Origin of the sequence: Sphingobacterium sp. JUb20 (assembly GCF_004342035.1) — a bacterium.
Classification (GTDB): Bacteria; Bacteroidota; Bacteroidia; order Sphingobacteriales; family Sphingobacteriaceae; genus Sphingobacterium; species Sphingobacterium anhuiense.
The window spans coordinates 64,603-84,267 of sequence record NZ_SLYV01000002.1 but is presented as its reverse complement, the minus strand read 5'-3'; the positions used below and the strand labels follow the sequence as shown (position 1 = coordinate 84,267).

The 19,665-nt window shown below is 40.7% G+C and carries 13 protein-coding genes and 1 tRNA gene; 1 reads left to right on the top strand and 13 read right to left on the bottom strand.

Features of this window, described 5'->3' with window-relative positions; genetic code table 11:
* Window positions 1-240: 240 nt before the first annotated feature.
* The 10 genes from EDF66_RS03745 to EDF66_RS03700 form a co-directional block, all read right to left on the bottom strand.
* The gene (locus EDF66_RS03745) at window positions 241-1,203 is read right to left on the bottom strand and encodes a glycoside hydrolase family 43 protein (protein ID WP_132840726.1); all 963 of its coding nucleotides are present in this window, start codon (window positions 1,201-1,203) and stop codon (window positions 241-243) included.
* A 197-nt stretch (window positions 1,204-1,400) separates the two neighbouring features.
* Window positions 1,401-2,357 carry an ornithine cyclodeaminase family protein gene (locus tag EDF66_RS03740; RefSeq protein ID WP_132840724.1) on the bottom strand — a complete coding sequence of 319 codons (957 nt, stop codon included), beginning with the start codon at window positions 2,355-2,357 and terminating at the stop codon, window positions 1,401-1,403.
* Window positions 2,358-2,524: 167 nt separating this feature from the next.
* Window positions 2,525-4,768: a S9 family peptidase gene (locus EDF66_RS03735; protein ID WP_132840723.1), complete on the bottom strand. Its 2,244-nt coding sequence runs from the start codon at window positions 4,766-4,768 to the stop codon at window positions 2,525-2,527.
* A gap of 326 nt (window positions 4,769-5,094) precedes the next feature.
* The gene (locus EDF66_RS03730; RefSeq protein WP_132840722.1) at window positions 5,095-6,354 is read right to left on the bottom strand and encodes an NAD(P)/FAD-dependent oxidoreductase; all 1,260 of its coding nucleotides are present in this window, start codon (window positions 6,352-6,354) and stop codon (window positions 5,095-5,097) included.
* 22 nt (window positions 6,355-6,376) lie between these two features.
* A complete protein-coding gene (locus EDF66_RS03725) occupies window positions 6,377-7,378 on the bottom strand; it encodes a 4-hydroxyproline epimerase (RefSeq protein ID WP_132840720.1) in 1,002 nt (333 codons plus the stop codon).
* A gap of 21 nt (window positions 7,379-7,399) precedes the next feature.
* The gene (locus tag EDF66_RS03720) at window positions 7,400-8,887 is read right to left on the bottom strand and encodes an aldehyde dehydrogenase (NADP(+)) (RefSeq protein WP_132840719.1); all 1,488 of its coding nucleotides are present in this window, start codon (window positions 8,885-8,887) and stop codon (window positions 7,400-7,402) included.
* A 96-nt stretch (window positions 8,888-8,983) separates the two neighbouring features.
* Window positions 8,984-9,886: a dihydrodipicolinate synthase family protein gene (locus tag EDF66_RS03715; RefSeq protein WP_132840718.1), complete on the bottom strand. Its 903-nt coding sequence runs from the start codon at window positions 9,884-9,886 to the stop codon at window positions 8,984-8,986.
* A gap of 218 nt (window positions 9,887-10,104) precedes the next feature.
* A complete protein-coding gene (locus EDF66_RS03710) occupies window positions 10,105-11,478 on the bottom strand; it encodes a sensor histidine kinase (RefSeq protein ID WP_132840716.1) in 1,374 nt (457 codons plus the stop codon).
* Complete coding sequence (locus EDF66_RS03705; RefSeq protein ID WP_132840715.1) at window positions 11,468-12,148, bottom strand: response regulator transcription factor; 681 nt, start codon at window positions 12,146-12,148, stop codon at window positions 11,468-11,470. Before EDF66_RS03705 ends, EDF66_RS03710 begins: the two co-directional genes overlap by 11 nt.
* Before the next feature lie 181 nt (window positions 12,149-12,329).
* Window positions 12,330-12,986, bottom strand: coding sequence for a Pr6Pr family membrane protein (locus EDF66_RS03700; protein ID WP_132840714.1), 657 nt, complete (start codon window positions 12,984-12,986; stop codon window positions 12,330-12,332).
* 279 nt (window positions 12,987-13,265) lie between these two features.
* On the opposite strand from EDF66_RS03700, the gene EDF66_RS03695 reads away from it, so the two are divergent.
* Window positions 13,266-13,340 (top strand) — tRNA-Val (locus EDF66_RS03695).
* Window positions 13,341-13,402: 62 nt separating this feature from the next.
* On the opposite strand, the gene EDF66_RS03690 is transcribed toward EDF66_RS03695, so the two are convergent.
* From EDF66_RS03690 to EDF66_RS03680, 3 genes are all read right to left on the bottom strand, one after another.
* A complete protein-coding gene (locus EDF66_RS03690; protein WP_132840713.1) occupies window positions 13,403-14,581 on the bottom strand; it encodes an acyloxyacyl hydrolase in 1,179 nt (392 codons plus the stop codon).
* A 290-nt stretch (window positions 14,582-14,871) separates the two neighbouring features.
* Entirely contained in the window at window positions 14,872-16,323 is a 1,452-nt protein-coding gene (locus EDF66_RS03685; protein WP_132840711.1) for a SusD/RagB family nutrient-binding outer membrane lipoprotein, read from the bottom strand.
* Window positions 16,324-16,336: 13 nt separating this feature from the next.
* Entirely contained in the window at window positions 16,337-19,603 is a 3,267-nt protein-coding gene (locus tag EDF66_RS03680) for a SusC/RagA family TonB-linked outer membrane protein (RefSeq protein WP_243655982.1), read from the bottom strand.
* Window positions 19,604-19,665: the final 62 nt, after the last annotated feature.

The window sequence follows — 19,665 nt, the reverse complement described above, 5'->3', positions numbered from 1 at the left end:
CGCACAAGTATATCACAAAGAGATAAAAATGTGATAAGAGCGAAATTAGAGCGAGATTAGAAAACTTAATCAATCTTTCCATTCGCTGTCTATACTCTCATTTTTCGACTATTTATTTGATTAAGAGCACAAATTGTTACAAAAAAGAGACAAAAATGTCTATAAATGCAGAATCCCGATAGCGTTGTTAGGCACTACCGGGATTCTATATTAGAAATTTCTTAATGAGGTTGCTTGAACTTACTTCAATTTATGCTTCACACCTTCGAAAGTCATTTTTACGGGATTAATGTAACCATTCGCATCAAATGTCATCACATCGATACAAGTTTCTCGTTCATTCGCACCCGTTTTTCCTAATGGCCTGCGGTGATACACGATATAATATTGATCTTTATTTGGTACCTTGATCACCGAATGATGTCCCGCCCCAGTTGCGATTGCAGGATCCTGTTCCAAAATGGTACCTATTCGTTTAAAGGGACCAAAAGGAGAATCCGCAATAGCGTAGGCTACCTTATAATTCGGAAGACCCCAACCTCCCTCAGACCACATAAAGTAGTATTTATTATTGCGAATAAACATAAACGGACCTTCTACATAGTTTTCAGGAGTTACCTCCTTATAGATCGTTCCATCATCAAAAGGAACTAAACTCTTAAAATCAGGGCTTAATTTGACCACATTACAATGTTGCCAGCCACCATAGTACATATAATATTGTCCATCTTTATCTTTAAAAACAAATTGATCAATAGGTTGTGCCCCATTCACAATATCATTAATTAACGGTTTCCCAAGCAGATCTTTGTAAGGACCTTGCGGCTTGTCAGCAACAGCTACGCCGATACCGCCAATTTCGCCTTTGTGCACATCATTCGCACCAAAAAATAAATAGTATTTCTTGTCTTTCTGAAAAACACTTGGTGCCCACATCGCTTTTTTAGCCCATTTTACTTCAGCCGTATCAATGATACGGTGATGCTTTTTCCAGGTGACAAAATCTTTTGATGAAAACGCATCAAAGAATATCTGATCTTCATATCGCGCAGAATAGGTCGGAAAAACCCAATACTCATTGTTATATATAATACCTTCAGGATCGGCATACCAACCTGGAAATACAGGATTTTGTTGCGCATAGACAGGTTGTGAAATGTAGAGGACGAAGCCTGCAAGGAAATAAAAAAATATTTTCATCATTAAAAGGTTTTAGTAGCCTTGAAAGTAGGAAATATAACTTAATATTCCAATTTATGGTCATACAAAATCTATCTAAAGAACGATCATAATTTCGACAGAAATCCAAATCAACCTACTATGCTTCCCAAAGAATCAAAAAATATTCTTTGCGGTATGATGACTGACAAAGTCCTACTCTTTTTCATTTTCTGAAATGATCAAACCGATGTCATCTCCTCTCCCACATTCCTATACACGAGCAAAGCTGCCGCCAAATCTTCAATTGCCAATCCCGCCGATTTAAATAAAGTGATTTCATCTGATGATGATCTTCCCATAATTTCACCACAACAAAGTTCTTTGATATCACCTTTTATACTTGCAGGATCCAGTACACCGGTTGCAATGGGGATCGCAAGTTCTCCCGTCTCGTGGAGCGCTCCCGCGCGCGAATCCACAAAAATGCTACTTTTAAGAATGGCGCTATCATCTACTTCACGCGTTTTAGGCGTATGTGATCCAATGAGATCCAAGTGAGTTCCAGCCTTAATCCATTCCCCGTTTATCAAAGGTTCATGACTAAGCGTCGCACAGGAGATCACATCTGCCCTACGCACAGCCTCTTCCAGCTTATCGGCATACACAACATTACGAAATCCCGCCTGCTGTAAGTTCAATACCAGATCTCCACCTTTCGATTCATTTCTTGTCCAGATCAAAATTTGGTCATACGCACGCACAGCCGAATGCGCTTGCACAAGATGTTGCGCAACTTTCCCTCCTCCAACAATCAGTAAGATTTTTGAATCATCTCGAGCTAAATAAGAAGCCGCTAAAGCAGAAGTACAGGCTGTTCTTCGGGATGTCAACCCTGCCGCATCCATCTGTGCCAAAGGTTTTCCAGTGACCGCATCCAACAACGTATACAAGGCATGAATAGCCGGGAGGTTTTTGCTATGATTCTCAGGAGCGACAACAACCTGCTTGATTCCGATATAATTGTCCGTCCACGAAGGCATCAGAATAAGCGTATTTTCAATTCCCTCAGCATTTTGATAAAAGTGATGGTGCCTAACAGGCATAGTAAACGTCGATTGAAAAATCTGGCGCAGCGCTTCAATCAATTTATCATATTTAAGTATAGATTCAATAGTTTCTTTATCAATGATTTTCATATTTTCATCCAATTTAAATTCAACAGCATACAAGAAAGCTTGAACCCTGTACTTAACTGCAAAAATTAATTTTACGACCTTCTATCTGTACATACCTTGCTAAGCCGATCGTAACAACCATCCATCAGCATGGCTGCAAGGTGCTGCTTCCAGTTCAAATACCTTCGCTAATAAGCATTCCAAGCAGGAGGTTCTACCCCTAGCAAGTGTTTCACAAAATAATCGCGACGTTTCTTTTCTCCATAATCACCACCAGAAGAATGTCCCATTCCCGGAACCATAATGAAGTCATGATCTTTACCATGTTTAATCAACTGATTGACGAACTGATAAGTCGATGCAGGATCTACATTATCATCCAGCTCCCCAACGATCAATAGCAACTTTCCTTCTAATTTATACGCATTTTCGATATTAGAGCAAGCTGCATATTCAGGTCCGATCGGCCAGCCCATCCATTGTTCATTCCACCATATTTTGTCCATACGGTTATCGTGACAGCCACAAGATGAAACCCCTACCTTATAAAATTCAGGATGAAACAAGAGTGCTCCAGCAGCAGACTGTCCTCCGGCAGAAGTACCATAAATACCGACTTTTTCAATGTCCATATAAGGATATTGAAGCGCGGCAGCCTTCATCCAGGCAATACGGTCGGGAAAACCAGCATCTTTTAGATTTTTCCAGGCGACGTCTTGAAATGCCTTCGAACGATTGGATGTTCCCATTCCGTCAATCTGCACGACTATAAAACCCAGTTCAGCAAGCTCAGCAAGTCCGGCCGGATTAGCAGAAAATGATTTAGGAACAAAAGCACTATGTGGACCAGCGTAAATATACTCGATCACAGGATATTTTTTGTTAGGATCAAAATTTCGTGGACGGACGATAATGCCCCAGATATCTGTTTTACCATCTCTAGCAAGCGACTTAAACACTTCAGGTTTGCGCCATCCCGTAGCCTCCAGATCCGAAATATCCGCTTTTTCCAAATCCATCACGATCTGCCCATCTGCTACACGTCGCAATACGGCCTGTGGAGCTTGGTCAACCCGCGAGTAGAGATCTACAAATAAAGAATGATCAGGATTAAATGTTGCTTGATGATTGGCTGCTTCTGGAGTAAGTTCTTTCAAGCCCTTACCGTCAAAACCAATCGCGTAATAACGGATTAAATAAGGATCCAAGTCTTTATTCATGCCACTCGCCTCAAAAATAATCTTTTTGTTGTCCTCATCGACGTTAACAACTTTACGCACCACCCAATTTCCTTTGGTAATCTGGTGTTTCAATGCTCCTGTTTTTGCATCAAACAGATACAGATGATTCCATCCATCGCGTTCCGAAGCCCAGATGATGTCAGCTGTTTTTTTGAGATCTTTCCGATATTTCTTCCCGCTATAATCAATAAATGTTGTGCTCCGTTCTGAAATAATGGCTTTAGTTTTTTCGTCTACAGCATTCAATTCCATCACGTCATACCGTTGATGGCCACGTTGGTTATATTCAAATGTTATTCCACTATTATCCGCTTTCCATGCGAGTGCAGAAAGTGAAAATTGATTGGCTACCTGAGCAGGATCTACAGGTATCACCCGACCATCCGTCACATCAATAATAGTTGGATAATATTGTGACAAAGCATCACCGGGTTTATTATAGTCTCTAGTTTGTAATTTAGGCTGTAATTGATCGGTTGGAGAAGACTCCAGTAAAGTCAACTGTCTGATTTCAGCCTTTCTCACTTTTGAAACAGCCAATTTTTTTGAATCATTGGACCATTGTATACGGGCACTATAATACTCTCCGGGACTTCCATCAAAGGTCAACTGCTGCTCGCTTTTTGCATTCTCCTTTTTTCTGATATATACATTACTATTTTTAATATAAGCGGTATAGACCTTATCAGGAGAGTCTACCGGCTCACCCTTACTATCATCCCAGCGTGCTCCCCAATAGCCATCCGATCTACGGTTAGCACCTGTTGTTGCGATATCTCGCGATTTGCTCAACTTATTTTCCTGTCCATTCCACTTCCAGATCACTTTCTCTTCCGTAAACTCAACCTCGTTTGCCGTCAATACTTTCAGATCTCTCCCCCACAAAACACCTAAATTCACTTCTTTACCCAATTGAGCCGATAGCTGCTTTTCAATCGCGGCAACATCGGTATCTATTTTTTTCTGCGTAACCACATCTACCAGATATAAGCTCCTCTTACCGTCTTTCTTATTCAGCCGATAAGAAAAACTATCTCCTTTTTCAGACCAAATAATCTGCTGTGGTACCTCATACACCTTGCCAAATGAGCTTCTGATCTCTTTGGCACGTTTATAATCCTCCAATGTTCCCTGAGCCATTGTCGTAAGCTGAAATAGCAGCAATAAAACAGTCGTTAATGTTATCTTCATATGTGTTATTTTTTTATATCGCATGTGTTGATCTGCCTCTAATTGTGCACAGGCAGGATAAAAAATAAGTAAGATTATGTCTTTATGTTTTACAAAATAGGATAATGGAATACCCAAAAGCGTAATGATAATACCCGGTTGTGTAAATTGCTGTTTATCGATAACCAACAAAATAATAAACGAGATCTTCATCAAAATATAGATGGCCGCTATACAGGATATCCAAAGGCTTTATCAGGTAAGCGGTACATCAGGGCACTTATATCTCAACCAAAAAATTCCGATGATGCATAAAACATAACAACGGCACAGGTATTTATTTTTGTCTATTGAAACCGATCCGGATTAAAGCCCGTGATATCTGTTTCGGTGGCTTTGTTGGACAGTAAGGCCGTGATCGCTTTTCCGTAAGCAGGTCCTAGACTCAACCCCATCATACCACCCGCACCAGCAATGCTGACATTACTGTATTTGGAAGTCCTGCCCAAATATGGAAGCCCATCTGGCGAACATGGTCTGTAGCCAAACCAAATATCTTTCGGATAATCAACTTGCAGATCAGGAAAATATTTTGGTATTGACTCGACGATGCCCTTTACCCGGTTGCTGTATATTTTATCATTAGCCGGACCTAATTCCATGGTTCCACTGAAGCGGATTTGATTATTCATAGGCGTCACCGCCACACGTGCTTCCAGCAACAGCGCAGCATGCACCATGTGGTTATTCCCCGTTGTATTATGCATGAAGGAGTATCCCTTTCCAGGCATCAAAGGAAACTTTAACTGTAATTTAGAGGCTAATGCAGGGAGAGAAGCTCCACCTGTTACGACAATTTCATCCGCATAAAATGTCCCTTTTGAAGTAATGATTTCAGACACCTTTTTACCTGAAAACTTGAATCCTGACACCGCTGTTTGATAGTTGAATTTCACCCCATGAGCGAGCAGGTAATCGGTCAATATTTTCATCAATTTTGGGGGGTACAAGATACCATCGCATTTGTATAAAATACCACCGATCGTATCCATTCGCAGATTAGGTTCTAAAGCCTGAATCCCTGCTTGATCAAAAACTTCCACATCCAATCCCAAGTTTTGAGCCTTTTCTGCCAATTCAATTTCTTCATGTGCGACATGGCTAGATTTATAAAGCATCATAATACCGTTCTGTCTTAGCTCAAAATCAAAACCTTCCTGTTGCGCCAATTCATCATATGAGCGGCTACTTGCAAGATTCAAATCACGTATAGCTGCTGCATTTCGGTTTACATGTTTTTCATTGGCATGTTTCAAAAACTTTAAACCCCAGTCTATCAATGAAAAATTCAATGAGGGTCTAACGTAAAACGGGCTTTTACTGTTTAGCATCCATTTTACACCCTGTGCTACGATACCCGGTGCTGCCAATGGGGTGAAATGGCTGGGAACGATCATTCCTGCATTGCCATAGGAGCAATTATCTTGCCCGTCACCCTTCTCCAAAATCTGAACTTCCCAACCATCCTGTAAGAGGTAATAAGCGGTGGATAACCCTGCAATCCCCGCTCCTATGATAGCAACTTTTCCTTTATTATGTGTTGACACGTTTTTGATATTTTAATAATAATTACATAACCTGAAATCCTTCTTTGTACGGATCTTCGTCATCAATAATGATCTGACTATAGCCCGTAATTCTTGCCCATCCCTCTACCGAAGGAATGATTGCTGGCTGGCCCGATATTGTCTTCGTTTCTTCTTCAATACGACCGACAAATTGCGAACCGATATAACTCTCATGAACAAATTCCTCCCCCCTGCTCAACTTCCCTTTAGCATACCATTGTGCCATACGGGCAGAGGTTCCGGTACCGCAAGGAGACCTATCCAGTGCATTTTCACCGACCAACACCGCATTTCTTCCTGTAGAATTTTCTTTAGTGGGTTTTCCCGTCCATTGTATATGGCTAAGACCATATATATTTTCATCTTCAGGATGAATAAAATCCGTCTTCTCATTAAGGAGACGACGAATAATCTTTCCATAATGAATGAGCTGACTAGCCGAAAAATCGCTGATATCTTTAAAATTCTTTTGAGGATCTATGATGGCATAAAAGTTTCCACCATAGGCGACATCGGCCACGATCTCTCCCAAGTCTGGACACTGTACGGTCAGCGCCTCTTTATAAAGAAAAGACTTTACATTCGTCAGTTTAACCGTTTTTACTTTAGGACCTTCTTGTACATAATCGATCAGGATTAAACCGGCCGGAGTTTCTAATCGCAGCTTACCCGGGACTTTTGGAATGACCAAGCCCTCCTCTATCGCAAGCGTCACAGTACCAATGGTCCCGTGACCACACATCGGAAGACATCCGCTTGTTTCGATATAAAGTACAGCGGTATCATTATTGGGATCTGTTGGAGGATAAAGAATACTACCGCTCATCATATCATGACCTCGCGGTTCAAACATCAGTCCTTTACGAATCCAGTCATATTCTTCCATAAAATGCAGCCGACGCTCCATCATTGAGTTTCCACGCAACACCGGTCCTCCTCCTGCTACCAGCCTCACAGGGCAACCACAGGTGTGGGAATCAATACAAAAAAATGTTTTCTTCATCAATTGCTATACAAAATTGTCCTAAATACTTGTTTTTGTTACGACAGCACCATCTACGATGCGTGCAATGCCTAATGGGTTTTCATTTTTCAACTCCTCTGGCAAAAATTCATCGGGCCAATTCTGAAAAGATAATGGGCGTACAAAACGCTTTACTGCATCTGGCCCAACAGAGGTGAACCGGGGATCAGTACAAGAAGGAAAAGGACCGCCATGTTGCATAGCATAAACAACCTCTACTCCAGTGGGCATACCATTAAAGAGCAGACGTCCCGCTTTATCTTTTACCACATTGAAAACATCTTGATGCTCCTTCACATCTTCCGTAGTCCCTGCAATTGTAATGGTCAGTTGCCCTTTAAGTTGTTGCGCAATAGCCAATACCTCTGCATTATTTTCCGCTTCTACCAATACCGCAAAAGGACCAAATACTTCCTCACTCAATACCTGGTTTTTCAAAAAATTGCTTGCCGTAGTCCTAATAATTCTTGGACGTCCCTGACCTAGAGTAGCTTCAATACGCGATTCGGCAATTACCGCTACCGCATTTTGGCTGCTTAACGTTATTTTATTTTTTTCAAAATGTTCATAGATCCCCTTATTGAGCATGATACCCGGTGCAATAACAGCTATTTCCGATGCCAACGCTTTTTTAAACCGTTCTAGAGCATCACCTTTTACAGCTATAAATACCCCAGGGTTGGTACAGAACTGGCCCACACCCAAAGTCAGTGAAGCGGCGTATTCTTTCGCAAGCGCTTCCGCACGGTCAGTTAAAAGATGGGTAAAGGCAAATACTGGATTGATACTTCCCATCTCGGCAAATACCGGTATCGGTTCTTCCCGTTGGTTAGCGATATCAAACAGGGCTTTTCCACCCCAATACGAGCCCGTAAAGCCGACGGCTTTCACAAGAGGATGGGCAGTCAGATAAGCGCCTATCTTAGTATCCGTACCCTCAATATTGGCTCCGAGAATATGGCTAAATACCCCTTCAGGCCAGCCGAATCTCTTAATAACAGTAGCTATGGTATCGGCCATAATGGTCGATGTTTGGGAATGTCCCGAATGACCTTTCACAATCACCGGACAACCTGCACCAATGGCACTGGCCGTATCACCTCCAGCCGTAGAAAAGGCAAATGGAAAATTACTGGCCCCGAATACAACAACAGGTCCTATACCCAAATTGAATTTCCGGATATCACTTTTACCCGTTTCAGTATTTGCTAAATCGATACGGGCTTCCGTATAAATACCCAATGCAACCGCATTGGCATAACTGCGCCATTGCCCTACTGTCCGAGCCTTTTCTCCTGTAAGGCGAGGCAACGGCAATGCCGTCTCCGCATGAGCAGTCTCCAAAAGTTCCGGGCCTAACCCTTCAATTTCAGTTGCAACAGCATGCATAAATGCTGCCCGTTGTGCAATCGTCGTAGATTTCAAAAATTGAAATGCTTCTGCCGCTATGCGAATACGCTCATCCAAATAAACTTGTGATTGATTCATTTTTTTTAATCCAATTTTTTTATGTAAAAACGAACTGTAGGCGAATAGTATTCACCAATCGCCCACAGTACTTTAACGCTATTCAACGAGCAGATCCTAATTTAACTGAGGACGATTAGCAATACCATCAGCAATAACTTTATTGATTCTCTCCGCTTCCTCACCTATCAACGGAAGTCTAGGTGCACGAAGATGTGGCGTACTTATTCCTTCGGCTGTTGCCGCAAGCTTAATATATTGAATAAGCTTAGGGTGAATATCCAGTTCCAGCAAAGGCATAAACCAACGATAAATTTCTAATGCCTTATCGTATTCGCCATTTACGGCATACTTGTACATCGCAACAGTTTCATTTGGAAAAGCATCCACTAATCCAAAGACCCATCCATCAGCACCCACTAAAATTGACTCCAACGAGATGGTATCCACACCACCTAATATCTTAAACCGGTCTCCAAATTTATTTTTCATCCGGGTTATATTAGTCAAATCTCGAGTAGATTCCTTAACCGCAACGATCGTTGGACAGTCTTTCAATTCATCAAACATTACTGTTGACACAAACACAGCATAATCAACAGGATTGTTATAGATCAAAATAGGTAAATCTGTCGCATTGGCTACTGCTTTAAAATAAGCGACCACCTCACGGTCATCAGCTCTATAGCGCATCGGTGGCAATAACATTAAACCGTCTGCACCTAATTCTTTTGCTTTAACAGCAAAATTAACAGCATGTTTAGTGGTATTTTCTGCGATGTTCAATATAATAGGTACTCGGCCTGCAATAACCTGGATTGCATAAGTCAATAATTCAAATTTTTCATCCGTATCCAGAACTGCTGCATCCCCCAATGATCCTGCAATGATAATACCGTGCACCCCTGCTTTAATCTGTGCTTCGGTATTCTTAGCAAACATATCAAAGTCAATCTCACCATTCTCTTTAAAGGGGGTTAATACTGCCGGGTAAACACCCTTCCAATTTAATTCAGCCATAGTTGGTCTTTACTTAATTAATTTAATATTTTCTTTTATCAAAGAAACCAACTATAAAAGAAGTAAACTAACCGTCTTTTAATAATTGCTTATTGGATTTTAACATTTTGAACTACCCGTAAAGTAAATTCTTATAATTAGCAACATACATCTTGAGCGAGATTCCCTATATGCTTCAAAAAACGCGGTTAAAATTTGGGAGAGCGAAATCAGAAAAACTATTTGGGTATATAAACACTCACAGATGTACCCTTGTTTTCAATCGAAGACACTGAAAGTATGGCATGATGCAATTCAAAAATATGCTTGGCCAGTACTAATCCTAATCCATTCCCGTAGATCGCACCCACATTGGAGGCCCTATAAAAAGAATCAAAAATATGAGGCTGATCGTGTAACGGGATACCGATACCATGATCTGAAATTTTGACTACGACAAGATTTTCATGACAGACCAGTGAAATCGTGACCATTTTTTTATCCCCGTACTTACAGGCATTAGAAACAATATTACTGAAGGCAATATAAAAGAGATCCGGATTCACAAAGATATTCATCTCACTGCTATCCTCAGGAATATGCGAGAAATCCAGAAAAATCTCACAGTCCGGGTTCATGCTTTTTTCACTCTTCTGTACATCATATAAGAGCTCATCGATTCGGATCCACTGTTTGCTTTCGATCTTACCCTCAAATCCGGTACGTGACAAGAGCAAAAGATTATTGATGATGAGATTCATCTTTGAAGCATGTTTAGCAATTGCCTCTACCGAATAATATGCTTCATGATTTTTATCCAGATGATGCAAAGCCAGCTCAGCTTCCCCACCAATAATCGTTAAAGGTGTACGTAACGAGTGGGATGCATTGCCGATAAAGCTCTGCTGTGATTTAACCGAAATATCCAGTCGTTTCATCATGGCGTTGAAATTGGAAATCAATATTCCGATTTCATCATCATCATTCGAATAGTTATTTTTAACCCGTTTGTTCAGATTTGATATATCCACCTGAGTTAATTCCTTATTGATGGCTTTGATAGGTGCAAGCAGTCTATTGGCGAAATAAAAAGACAGCAGAACAACCAAGATAATCGCTAAGGATCCACCTGAAATCAAAGTATGATCCAGTATCTGTTGTTCATCATGTCCATACTCATCAACGCCCGCAGAAATAACCAATAGGTTTTCTTTGTGTAGAGAATCGACAAAAAATAGGGCTACATAGGAGGTTTTATGATGCAGAAACTGCGCTTTCCCTTTTACGATTGCTTCTTCATAGAAAGCATCCGGTAAAGGCAGATCGGGTTTATAGCGGAGATCGGTATGTCCTTTAACAATCCGCAACAGATAATCTTTACCCTCAGAAAGCTGGCGTAGATATTTTCGGGTTACTTCGTAGTACACCTTATTATTATACGCATCATTCTGTATGATATGATTACCGACAATAGTGGCATTTTCTTCCAGCCGGTGATAGAATTTGGTCTGCAGACTGTCCTTCGTAAAATAAGAAACGTATAGGGCAAAAGATACAATATAGGCAATCGAAATCGCTGAAAAAAGTACAATGACCTTCGTTCTAATTTTCATTTCTCAGTATATAGCCCATACCGATAACAGTATGGATAAGTTTCTTTTCTGTAGGATGATCTATTTTTTTACGCAGGTAGTTGACATAAACATCCACCACATTGGTACTCATATTAAAATCCATACCCCATACCTCTTCCAAAATATCAACCCGGGATAAAATCTTATTTTTATTGACCATTAGATATTCCAGTAATCGGTATTCAGTAGCCGTCAGAATTACGGATTTACCTCCACGTTGCACATTCTTACTGTCTCTATCCATAACGAGATTATCAATAGTAATGGTGTTACTGGTCGTGGTCTGCTGTCTGGCCTTTCGGGACTGCCGATTGATTCGCGCACGAAGTTCGTCCAGTTTAAAAGGTTTCGTCAGATAATCATCAGCATCACGATTAAATGCTTCAACAATATCTTCCGTCTGATTTAATGCACTTAATATCAAAATGGGCACGTCTTTATTCGTCTTCCGGATATTTCGACAGATCTCCAATCCGTTCATCCCCGGAAGCATCACATCCAAAATAATCAAGTCATATTGGTTAAGACCTGCCATTTTTAATCCCGTAAATCCGTCCATAGCGACACTGATTGAATGGTTTTCTCCTTTCAATCCCCTTTCAATCAACGAAATTACAGATGGCTCATCTTCAACTAGTAGTATTTCCAATTCTTTTTTATTTTAATGTAAAACAGTCATAAGTGATATACTTTCTTAACCCATTAACTTTTTAACCATCTCACCTTCTATTAAACATCGCAATAAGAAAGATCTCACAACTTACAAAAATAGGCAATTTCTTCGAAGCAATCAGCTCTAGTCTAGTTACTAACTACTATTATCTCAATATTTAATAAAGTGTATTATTATTTTCCCTTGCACGGCTAATCCATGCGAGCAGTTGACAGAGAACGACAAAGAATATTGTTAAACCGCATACGTAGGTCATAACCCCCGCTGTACCTCCGGCAGTTGCAGGATCTAAAAACGGATAAGGGTACCAACCCGTTATCGAAGCTCGGATAAACGTGTAGATGACCCACAAAAACGGGAATATCAATAAATAAAAGGCTTTGCCGGATGTAATCGGTTTTCGTGAAGGCCATAACAACCACCAGACAGTAATAAAAAATGGACCAAATTCATGCAGAATAAAATTGCTCCAGCTAAAATGGTCTGGGTCAAGTTGTGTGTTACGAAGCAGAACGGCAAATACAATCCCGGTTACCATCATATAAAGAACTGCTCCCGCGCGAAGATACCTGAACCATTCACCAAGTTGCTTATTTCTAAAAATTGCCACAGCCGCAATCAGGTAAGTAACCATCGCAATAAAATTACTCTGGATTGTAAAATAACTGAATCTGTTCCAGCCATAACCAGGAGATGTCGGATCCACATTCCAGGCGGTCCAAGGTTCAATAGAATCCAAGGTAACGATAGCCATTATGATTAATACTACCGCATTAAGTCCTTTCACATTCTGAGGTAAAGCCGTTTGTTTCATAGTTTCTCAAATGTCAATTCTCTCAAAAATAATTAAAAAACTTTTAAATAGTGACCGAGTAATCTTATATCGTCTAAATACTATTAAATAACCCGGCAACAAAAGTTCTAATCGACTAACCTTCTACCATCTAAATACTAATTACTACCATCTAAATACTAAAAACGAACTGCTTTTAGATAACTAACTTTTATTTTACAAATAAAATTGCTTTATTTGCACCAGTTCATTCAGGCATAGGGAAGCAAACCCGTTTCCGTGACCTATAGGAACAACAATGGAGGCTTAGCTCAGCTGGTTTAGAGCACTACCTCGACAAGGTAGGGGTCACTGGTTCGAACCCAGTAGTCTCCACAAAAAAGAGCATCTGAATGCTATTCAGATGCTCTTTTTTATGATGTAATTTTATAATAATGCTACTTTTTCTTTTTTAACTGCAATCCATACCCCATAGTCCATTCGATAAAGTCCGCTTTTCCGGCATGGGCTTTAATAGAAACACCTGTAAAAATATCGCGATAAACTTTGTACCGAACCCCGGCTCTCAGATAGATCGGGCTACTCTCTCCATTAAATTTATTACGGTGTAAATAGGCTCCAACATTACCATTAAGATATAATCTTGAATTCAGAACGTGATCAATGTAAAATGCCGGTCCGTAAGAAAATAACGCTGAAAATGACCCCGCTTTATCGCCTGCAACTTGTTTATCGTTACCGCTAGCTGAATAGAAAGCATCCATTCCGGCACCGATACGCCATTTATACCCCAAATGTTTACTATAGTAAGCGCCAAGGGTTGATTTAAAGTATTGCTTATCATTTTCACGATCAATCTGCTTAAATCCAAAAGCATAATTAAAATGGAGTTCCTGCTTATCTTCCATTGGCGGAATTGCCGATTTTCTAAAGTCAAAAGGTTTGCTTGAAGGGCTATATGCAACAGAAAGACTGAGCGGTAGTAAGTTTATTCCTGTATTGGGCAATGCCAGGGCACCATTGCTGAAATGATGAAAAGCAATTCCTGCTCCAAGTTGGAATTTTTGACTCAACCGGTAATTTGCCTGTACCCCAAGATCGATGTAAACATTGTTCTTACTGCCAATAATCAGATTTAAAGGATTATCCTCTTCGTTATAAGGATTGAACCGCCCAGAAAGTCCCAGACCAATTCGGTAATTAAAATTCCATTTGCTATCTACTTTTGGTTTAATAGGAATGGCAACAAAGCCATAGACTGCAAAAGGTTTACCCAGATGCTCCTGTCCAAAAGTACTGCTATACACTCCAATACCATAGATCGGGTAATTGTATAGTTCATTGTACACACTCGTGACAGAGTCACGGTACTGACTCTGAAAGCCAACGCGGAAATTAATACCACTGTAATACGAATCTGCAAGCGTTTCCTTTGTACGTTCATTCATCTTCAATTCACCGCCACTTTCATGTTCAAGCTGAAAGATCAATCGCGGTTTTCCAGAACCAACTGATTTGCTGGAATCCAAGGAGCTGGAAATGCGGGGACTGACCTGAGCCGTTAAGGCAAAGGAACTAAAGGTGAGCATGATAAAAATCAGAATTCGGATGATCATGAAAGGGATGTTAATTTAAATAAAGATTAATTTGTTTGCAAAAGTAGCAACTCCTAAACCAATTGCAAACACTATACACAAAATTTCAGCTTATCGCTCACATCGGAACAGGTGTATCAATCACTTTCTCAACTTCCAAATAGTCATATAGTGAATGAGTAATCTAAAAGTCTAAAGCCCTGAACTTCTAATCTTCTCACACGCTAACCTTCCATCCATCACAAAAAATGAGCCGATTACATGATGTAATCGGCTCATAAAATAAAACGATATGATATCGCTCTAAAAAACTATTTTTCCCACCATACTTTCGTGTGGTAAGTATCTCCCCCCATTTGCGCAACAGCCTTTGCATAATTATCTGGGTTAAACCTTCTGACCTCATTTTTATACATAAACCGCGATGGCATTACCCCATCATGAAACATATAAGGTGTTTTAGGCAGTTTTGGAAAACCCGTGCGACGATATTCAAACCATTGCTGATAATCCACCATAAATAAACTCAGGTATTTCTGCATCATGATGCGCTCCTGAGTACCATCAAATTTTGCGGATTCATTCTCAAAATAAGTTACCGGCATAACACCACCATATTGTTCTATCGAAGCTTTTACACCTTTCTCGTACGCCGTTTTAGCTTCATTTGTCAATCCTAATACTAAGTAAGTTTCTGCTTTGATAAATTCAACCTCAGCATAAGGCATGATCAGTTCTTTAACAGGAGTACCCACCGCTTCTGGATATACTAAATCTCCATTCGGTGTGCTCGGATTGAAGTTATAGGCAGAAAGATCGCCGGAATGCCCTGCCGGGATTCCACGATAGCCTATGCTCTCCACTTTACCATCTACTAAACGTGTCGCTTCTTTCATGATAAAGGGACGGCGAGGATCATTCAAAGCATTCAGATTGTCGACAAAAAATTCAGCCATTGCCGTAAAATTCACATAATCCTGTCTTCTTCCCCAAGCATAATCATAAGGAGCTAAGCCCGTCACCTGTACCACCGCTGCTTCCGCATTTGATTGAAAGATCGGATAATCTGCGGGATTGTCCAGCATCACTTTAATTTTTGCATAAGCATCCATACGCTTCGACTGACGTAAATAATAACGTAGTAGTAACGAATTATTAAATTTACGCCATAGCTTTTTATCATTCTTATACAGGATATCTTCCCCGTTCATGACAGACTCACCCTGATAAAGCTTATTCGCTTCTTCCAATCCCTTTACCATATCCGCATAAATCTGTTCCTGGGTATCAAACTTAGGTTTTGTTATGCCACTTTCAGCTCCTAATGCTTCAGATAACGGAACATCTCCAAAGCTATCGGTCAGTATACCGACAATATAAGCTTTCAATGTTCTGGCGACAGCCTGATAAGCTTCATTATTTCTCGCTACTGCCGAAGTCTCCATTTCGCGTATATTACGCAGATAAGCATAGCATTTATTCCAAGTACCATCTCCAGATTGTTCCGTAAAATAGTAACGGTGTATTCCGTTTGCAGCACTCGGATTCGCAAGACCTGTCTGCATGATTTCCCAAGTAAAGTCATTGCTCCGCACTGTAAAATAGGTTGTCATACCGTAAACAGTTGGCGTAATTAAAGAACCCGGAGTAATCAGCTCAATTTGATTAGGATCTGTATTTAAAGCATCAAAATTTTTCGTACAACTTCCAAAGCTTAGCCCTGCTGTTACTAATAATGCGATACCAATATATTTCTTATTCATTTCAATTTTCTACTTAAAAGTTTACTCTTAAATTCACACCATATGTTTTCGTACTTGGCATCTGCCCCATTTCTACACCAGGCATAATCGTAGCACCGTTTAGCGCAGCTGTTTCGGGATCGAACATCGGGAAATTGCTGATCATAAATAAATCTCTTCCGAAAAAGGCGATCGAAGCACTATTCACTTTCCACCGAGATAAAAGATGTTGCGGCAAAGCAACTTCGAAACGGAGTTCACGAAGCTTTAAATAAGAAGCATCAAAACTATTCGTTTCTACATTTGCACGTCGATAGTAATCACCATACCAGGTATTAATAGGTACTTCTTTCGTATTTGGGCTGAAAGTTCCGTCACCATTGGCGACCACCCCTTCACCAGTTATCATTCCTGTCTCACGGCCCTTCAGTGTATTGGTAAGCTTGCCCTGTTCCGACATTTTATGATGCGTTTGCGAATAAACGACACCCCCAAACTGACCATCGATCAACACATTTAAACTCAAGTTTTTGTAACGAAATTCGTTACTGAATCCACCTCTCCAATCCGCATAAGCACTTCCGATTTTGACTTTGTCCGAAGGTCGAACAGGAAGACCAGTCTTTCCATCAATCAGAACCTGACCGGCATCATTACGTACCAGACCGTAACCCCACAGATCACCAGTCGAACCACCTACAGTCGCAATGATTTCTGCGGCGCCAGACCCACTAGAAGCAATAATCTGCTGCGGTGTGTCTACACCTTCACTTAATTCTAAGATTTTGTTATCATTCTTTGACCAGGTCAAGGTCGTATTCCATTGGAAGTTTTGATTTTTAATCGGTGTACCGGTTAAACTGATCTCTAAACCTTGATTTCTGATCAAACCACCATTGATAACAGCCGCACTATAACCGGTCGTCACATCCAAGGGTACTGTCAAGATTTGATTTCGAGAACGGTTATAATAGAAATTGATATCTGCCGTCAATCGGTTATTCAGAAAAGAAACATTTAAACCTGTCTCTGTAGAAGTGGAAATCTCCGGTTTCAATTCCGCATTATGCAGTTTGGATGGTGCTTCTGCTGATCCTGGAAAAATCGAAGTTTTATAATATTTAAGCGTTGTATAAGGGTCTCCATCTGTTCCGACCTGCGCCACTGAAAGACGTAATTTTGCAAATGAAATCGCCTTTGGCAAAGTCATCAATTCACTTAAAATAAAACTACTACTTGCCGACGAATAAAAATAAGAACGATTATCCGATGGTAACGTCGAAGACCAATCGTTACGTGCGGTAAGATCCAAGTAAACCTTATCCTGCCAAGATAAGTTAACCAAACCGAACACACTCTGGGTTTCTCTACGGGTCAGATTGTTACCATCTGCCAAAGAGTTCGTCAGGGCATTGCTCAATTTATAAATCCCAGGCAGATTGAGCCCTCTTGCCACACTTACAGCCTCTTTCATATCACGTTTCATGAGATTGGCCCCAGCAGAGGCGCGGATATTAAAGTCCGGAGTAAGTTGATCGTTATAAGTCAATAGGGCATCTGTATTGGATTCGAAATAGAAGATATCCTGTTGTTTGTAATAACCCTTAGGAAAATTAGCAGTATCCCATGGACGACGTTGCTCGCGCATGTTAGAGTTCATATTCATACCAGAACGTACCATCAAATCCCATTTAGGACTGAAAGTATAAAGTACCTGCGCCATCCCGTCAAAACCATTGCTATTTAGGCTATTGGTCATGACATTGGCAATGACAAAGGGGTTCTCAATATAAGAACTGAAAGGGTGAATCTGTTTAATATTTTCTTGACCTTTTTGCCACATCGGACGGTACCAATCCAAGTCTATACTTGGATTCTGAAAGATCATAAAATATGAAATTGACTGATTATTATATCCGGTTGCCGGTAGGTTACCACTTGTTTTATTGGTATAATTTACCTTTAGATTAAGCTTTAACTTATCACTGAGCTGAGCATTTGTATTGAAAGAAGCTACAAAACGCTCGAAGCCCGTATTAGGCATGATCCATTTATTATTAGTATGGGTAATAGATCCACGGGCGCTATACTTGTCATTTCCACCATCCAATGCGACACTATTGATGTAGGTTGCACCAGTTTTAAAAAAACCTTTCACCCCATCTTTGTAAGGTACCCATGGTGTGCGCGTCGCGCCCTGTCCCTCCACTGTAGGATCGTACTGATAAAACAGCTGTCCATCAAATTTAGGTCCCCAGGCACTGGAAGTACCTCCCGTACTCGCGCCATCTTCGCTGAGTCCGTACGAATAGTAAAGCTCTCCCGCTGCATTCCGATTCAAGTTTCCCTGACCATATTCATACTGCAAGTCGGGCATCTTTAAGATATCTTGAAAACTCGTATTGGAATTGACCGTAACGCCCATCCCCTTAGCATTCCGCTTGCCCGATTTTGTCGTAATGATCAATGCACCATTACCAGCTCTGCTTCCATATAATGCAGTCGCAGCTGCACCCTTTAGCACGGAGATCGACTCAATATCATCTGGGTTGATATCACCAAGACCGTTCCCAAAATCGACCGGTACATCCTTATCTGCTCCGCTAGATCCGGCGCCATAAGCATCCGTTACGCCAGAACTAAAGCGACCATTTACCATAGGCACACCATCAACAACAATCAAAGCCTCATTTTTCGTCGGATCTAAGGATTGATCACCTCGTAGTGTAATTCTTGCCGTATTTAAAGGTCCCGAACTCGCTTGCGTAATATTAAGCCCCGCAACTTTGCCCTTCATCGCATCCACCCAGTTGCTAGATGCGGCATCGGTCATCTGCTTACTACTGATGGTACTCACTGCATAACCTAGTGATTTTGCTTCTCTTTTAATTCCCAAAGCCGTCACGACTACTTCAGAAATTGCGACATCTGAAGATTCTAAAGCAATGACAACTTGCTGTGAATTAGAGGTAAAAATGCGCTGTACCTGCTGGTAGCCCACACTTTTAAAAGTTACCTGTTGATTCGGCAGGGCTTTAATTTCAAATTCTCCTTGTGCATCTGTCGTACCTACCGCCTTAGCATCCACCAATACCGTAGCGCCTATAACAGGAATATTGGTTTTTGCATCCACAATACGTCCGGAAACGATTATACCTTGTTGCTTGATCGCTAAAATTTCCTGTTTAGCAAAGAAATTGTTGTTCGCTTCAGCAGTAGTCATTCCTAATCCTGCGATCAAGAGCAAAGAGGTAGCTTTAGATACAGGATACCGATAAAATTTAGTTCTTCTATTTTTCATTCTTCATAAGTCTTCAAAACACAGCAAGCAATTGCAGGGTTGTTTAAAACTGTTGCAATACT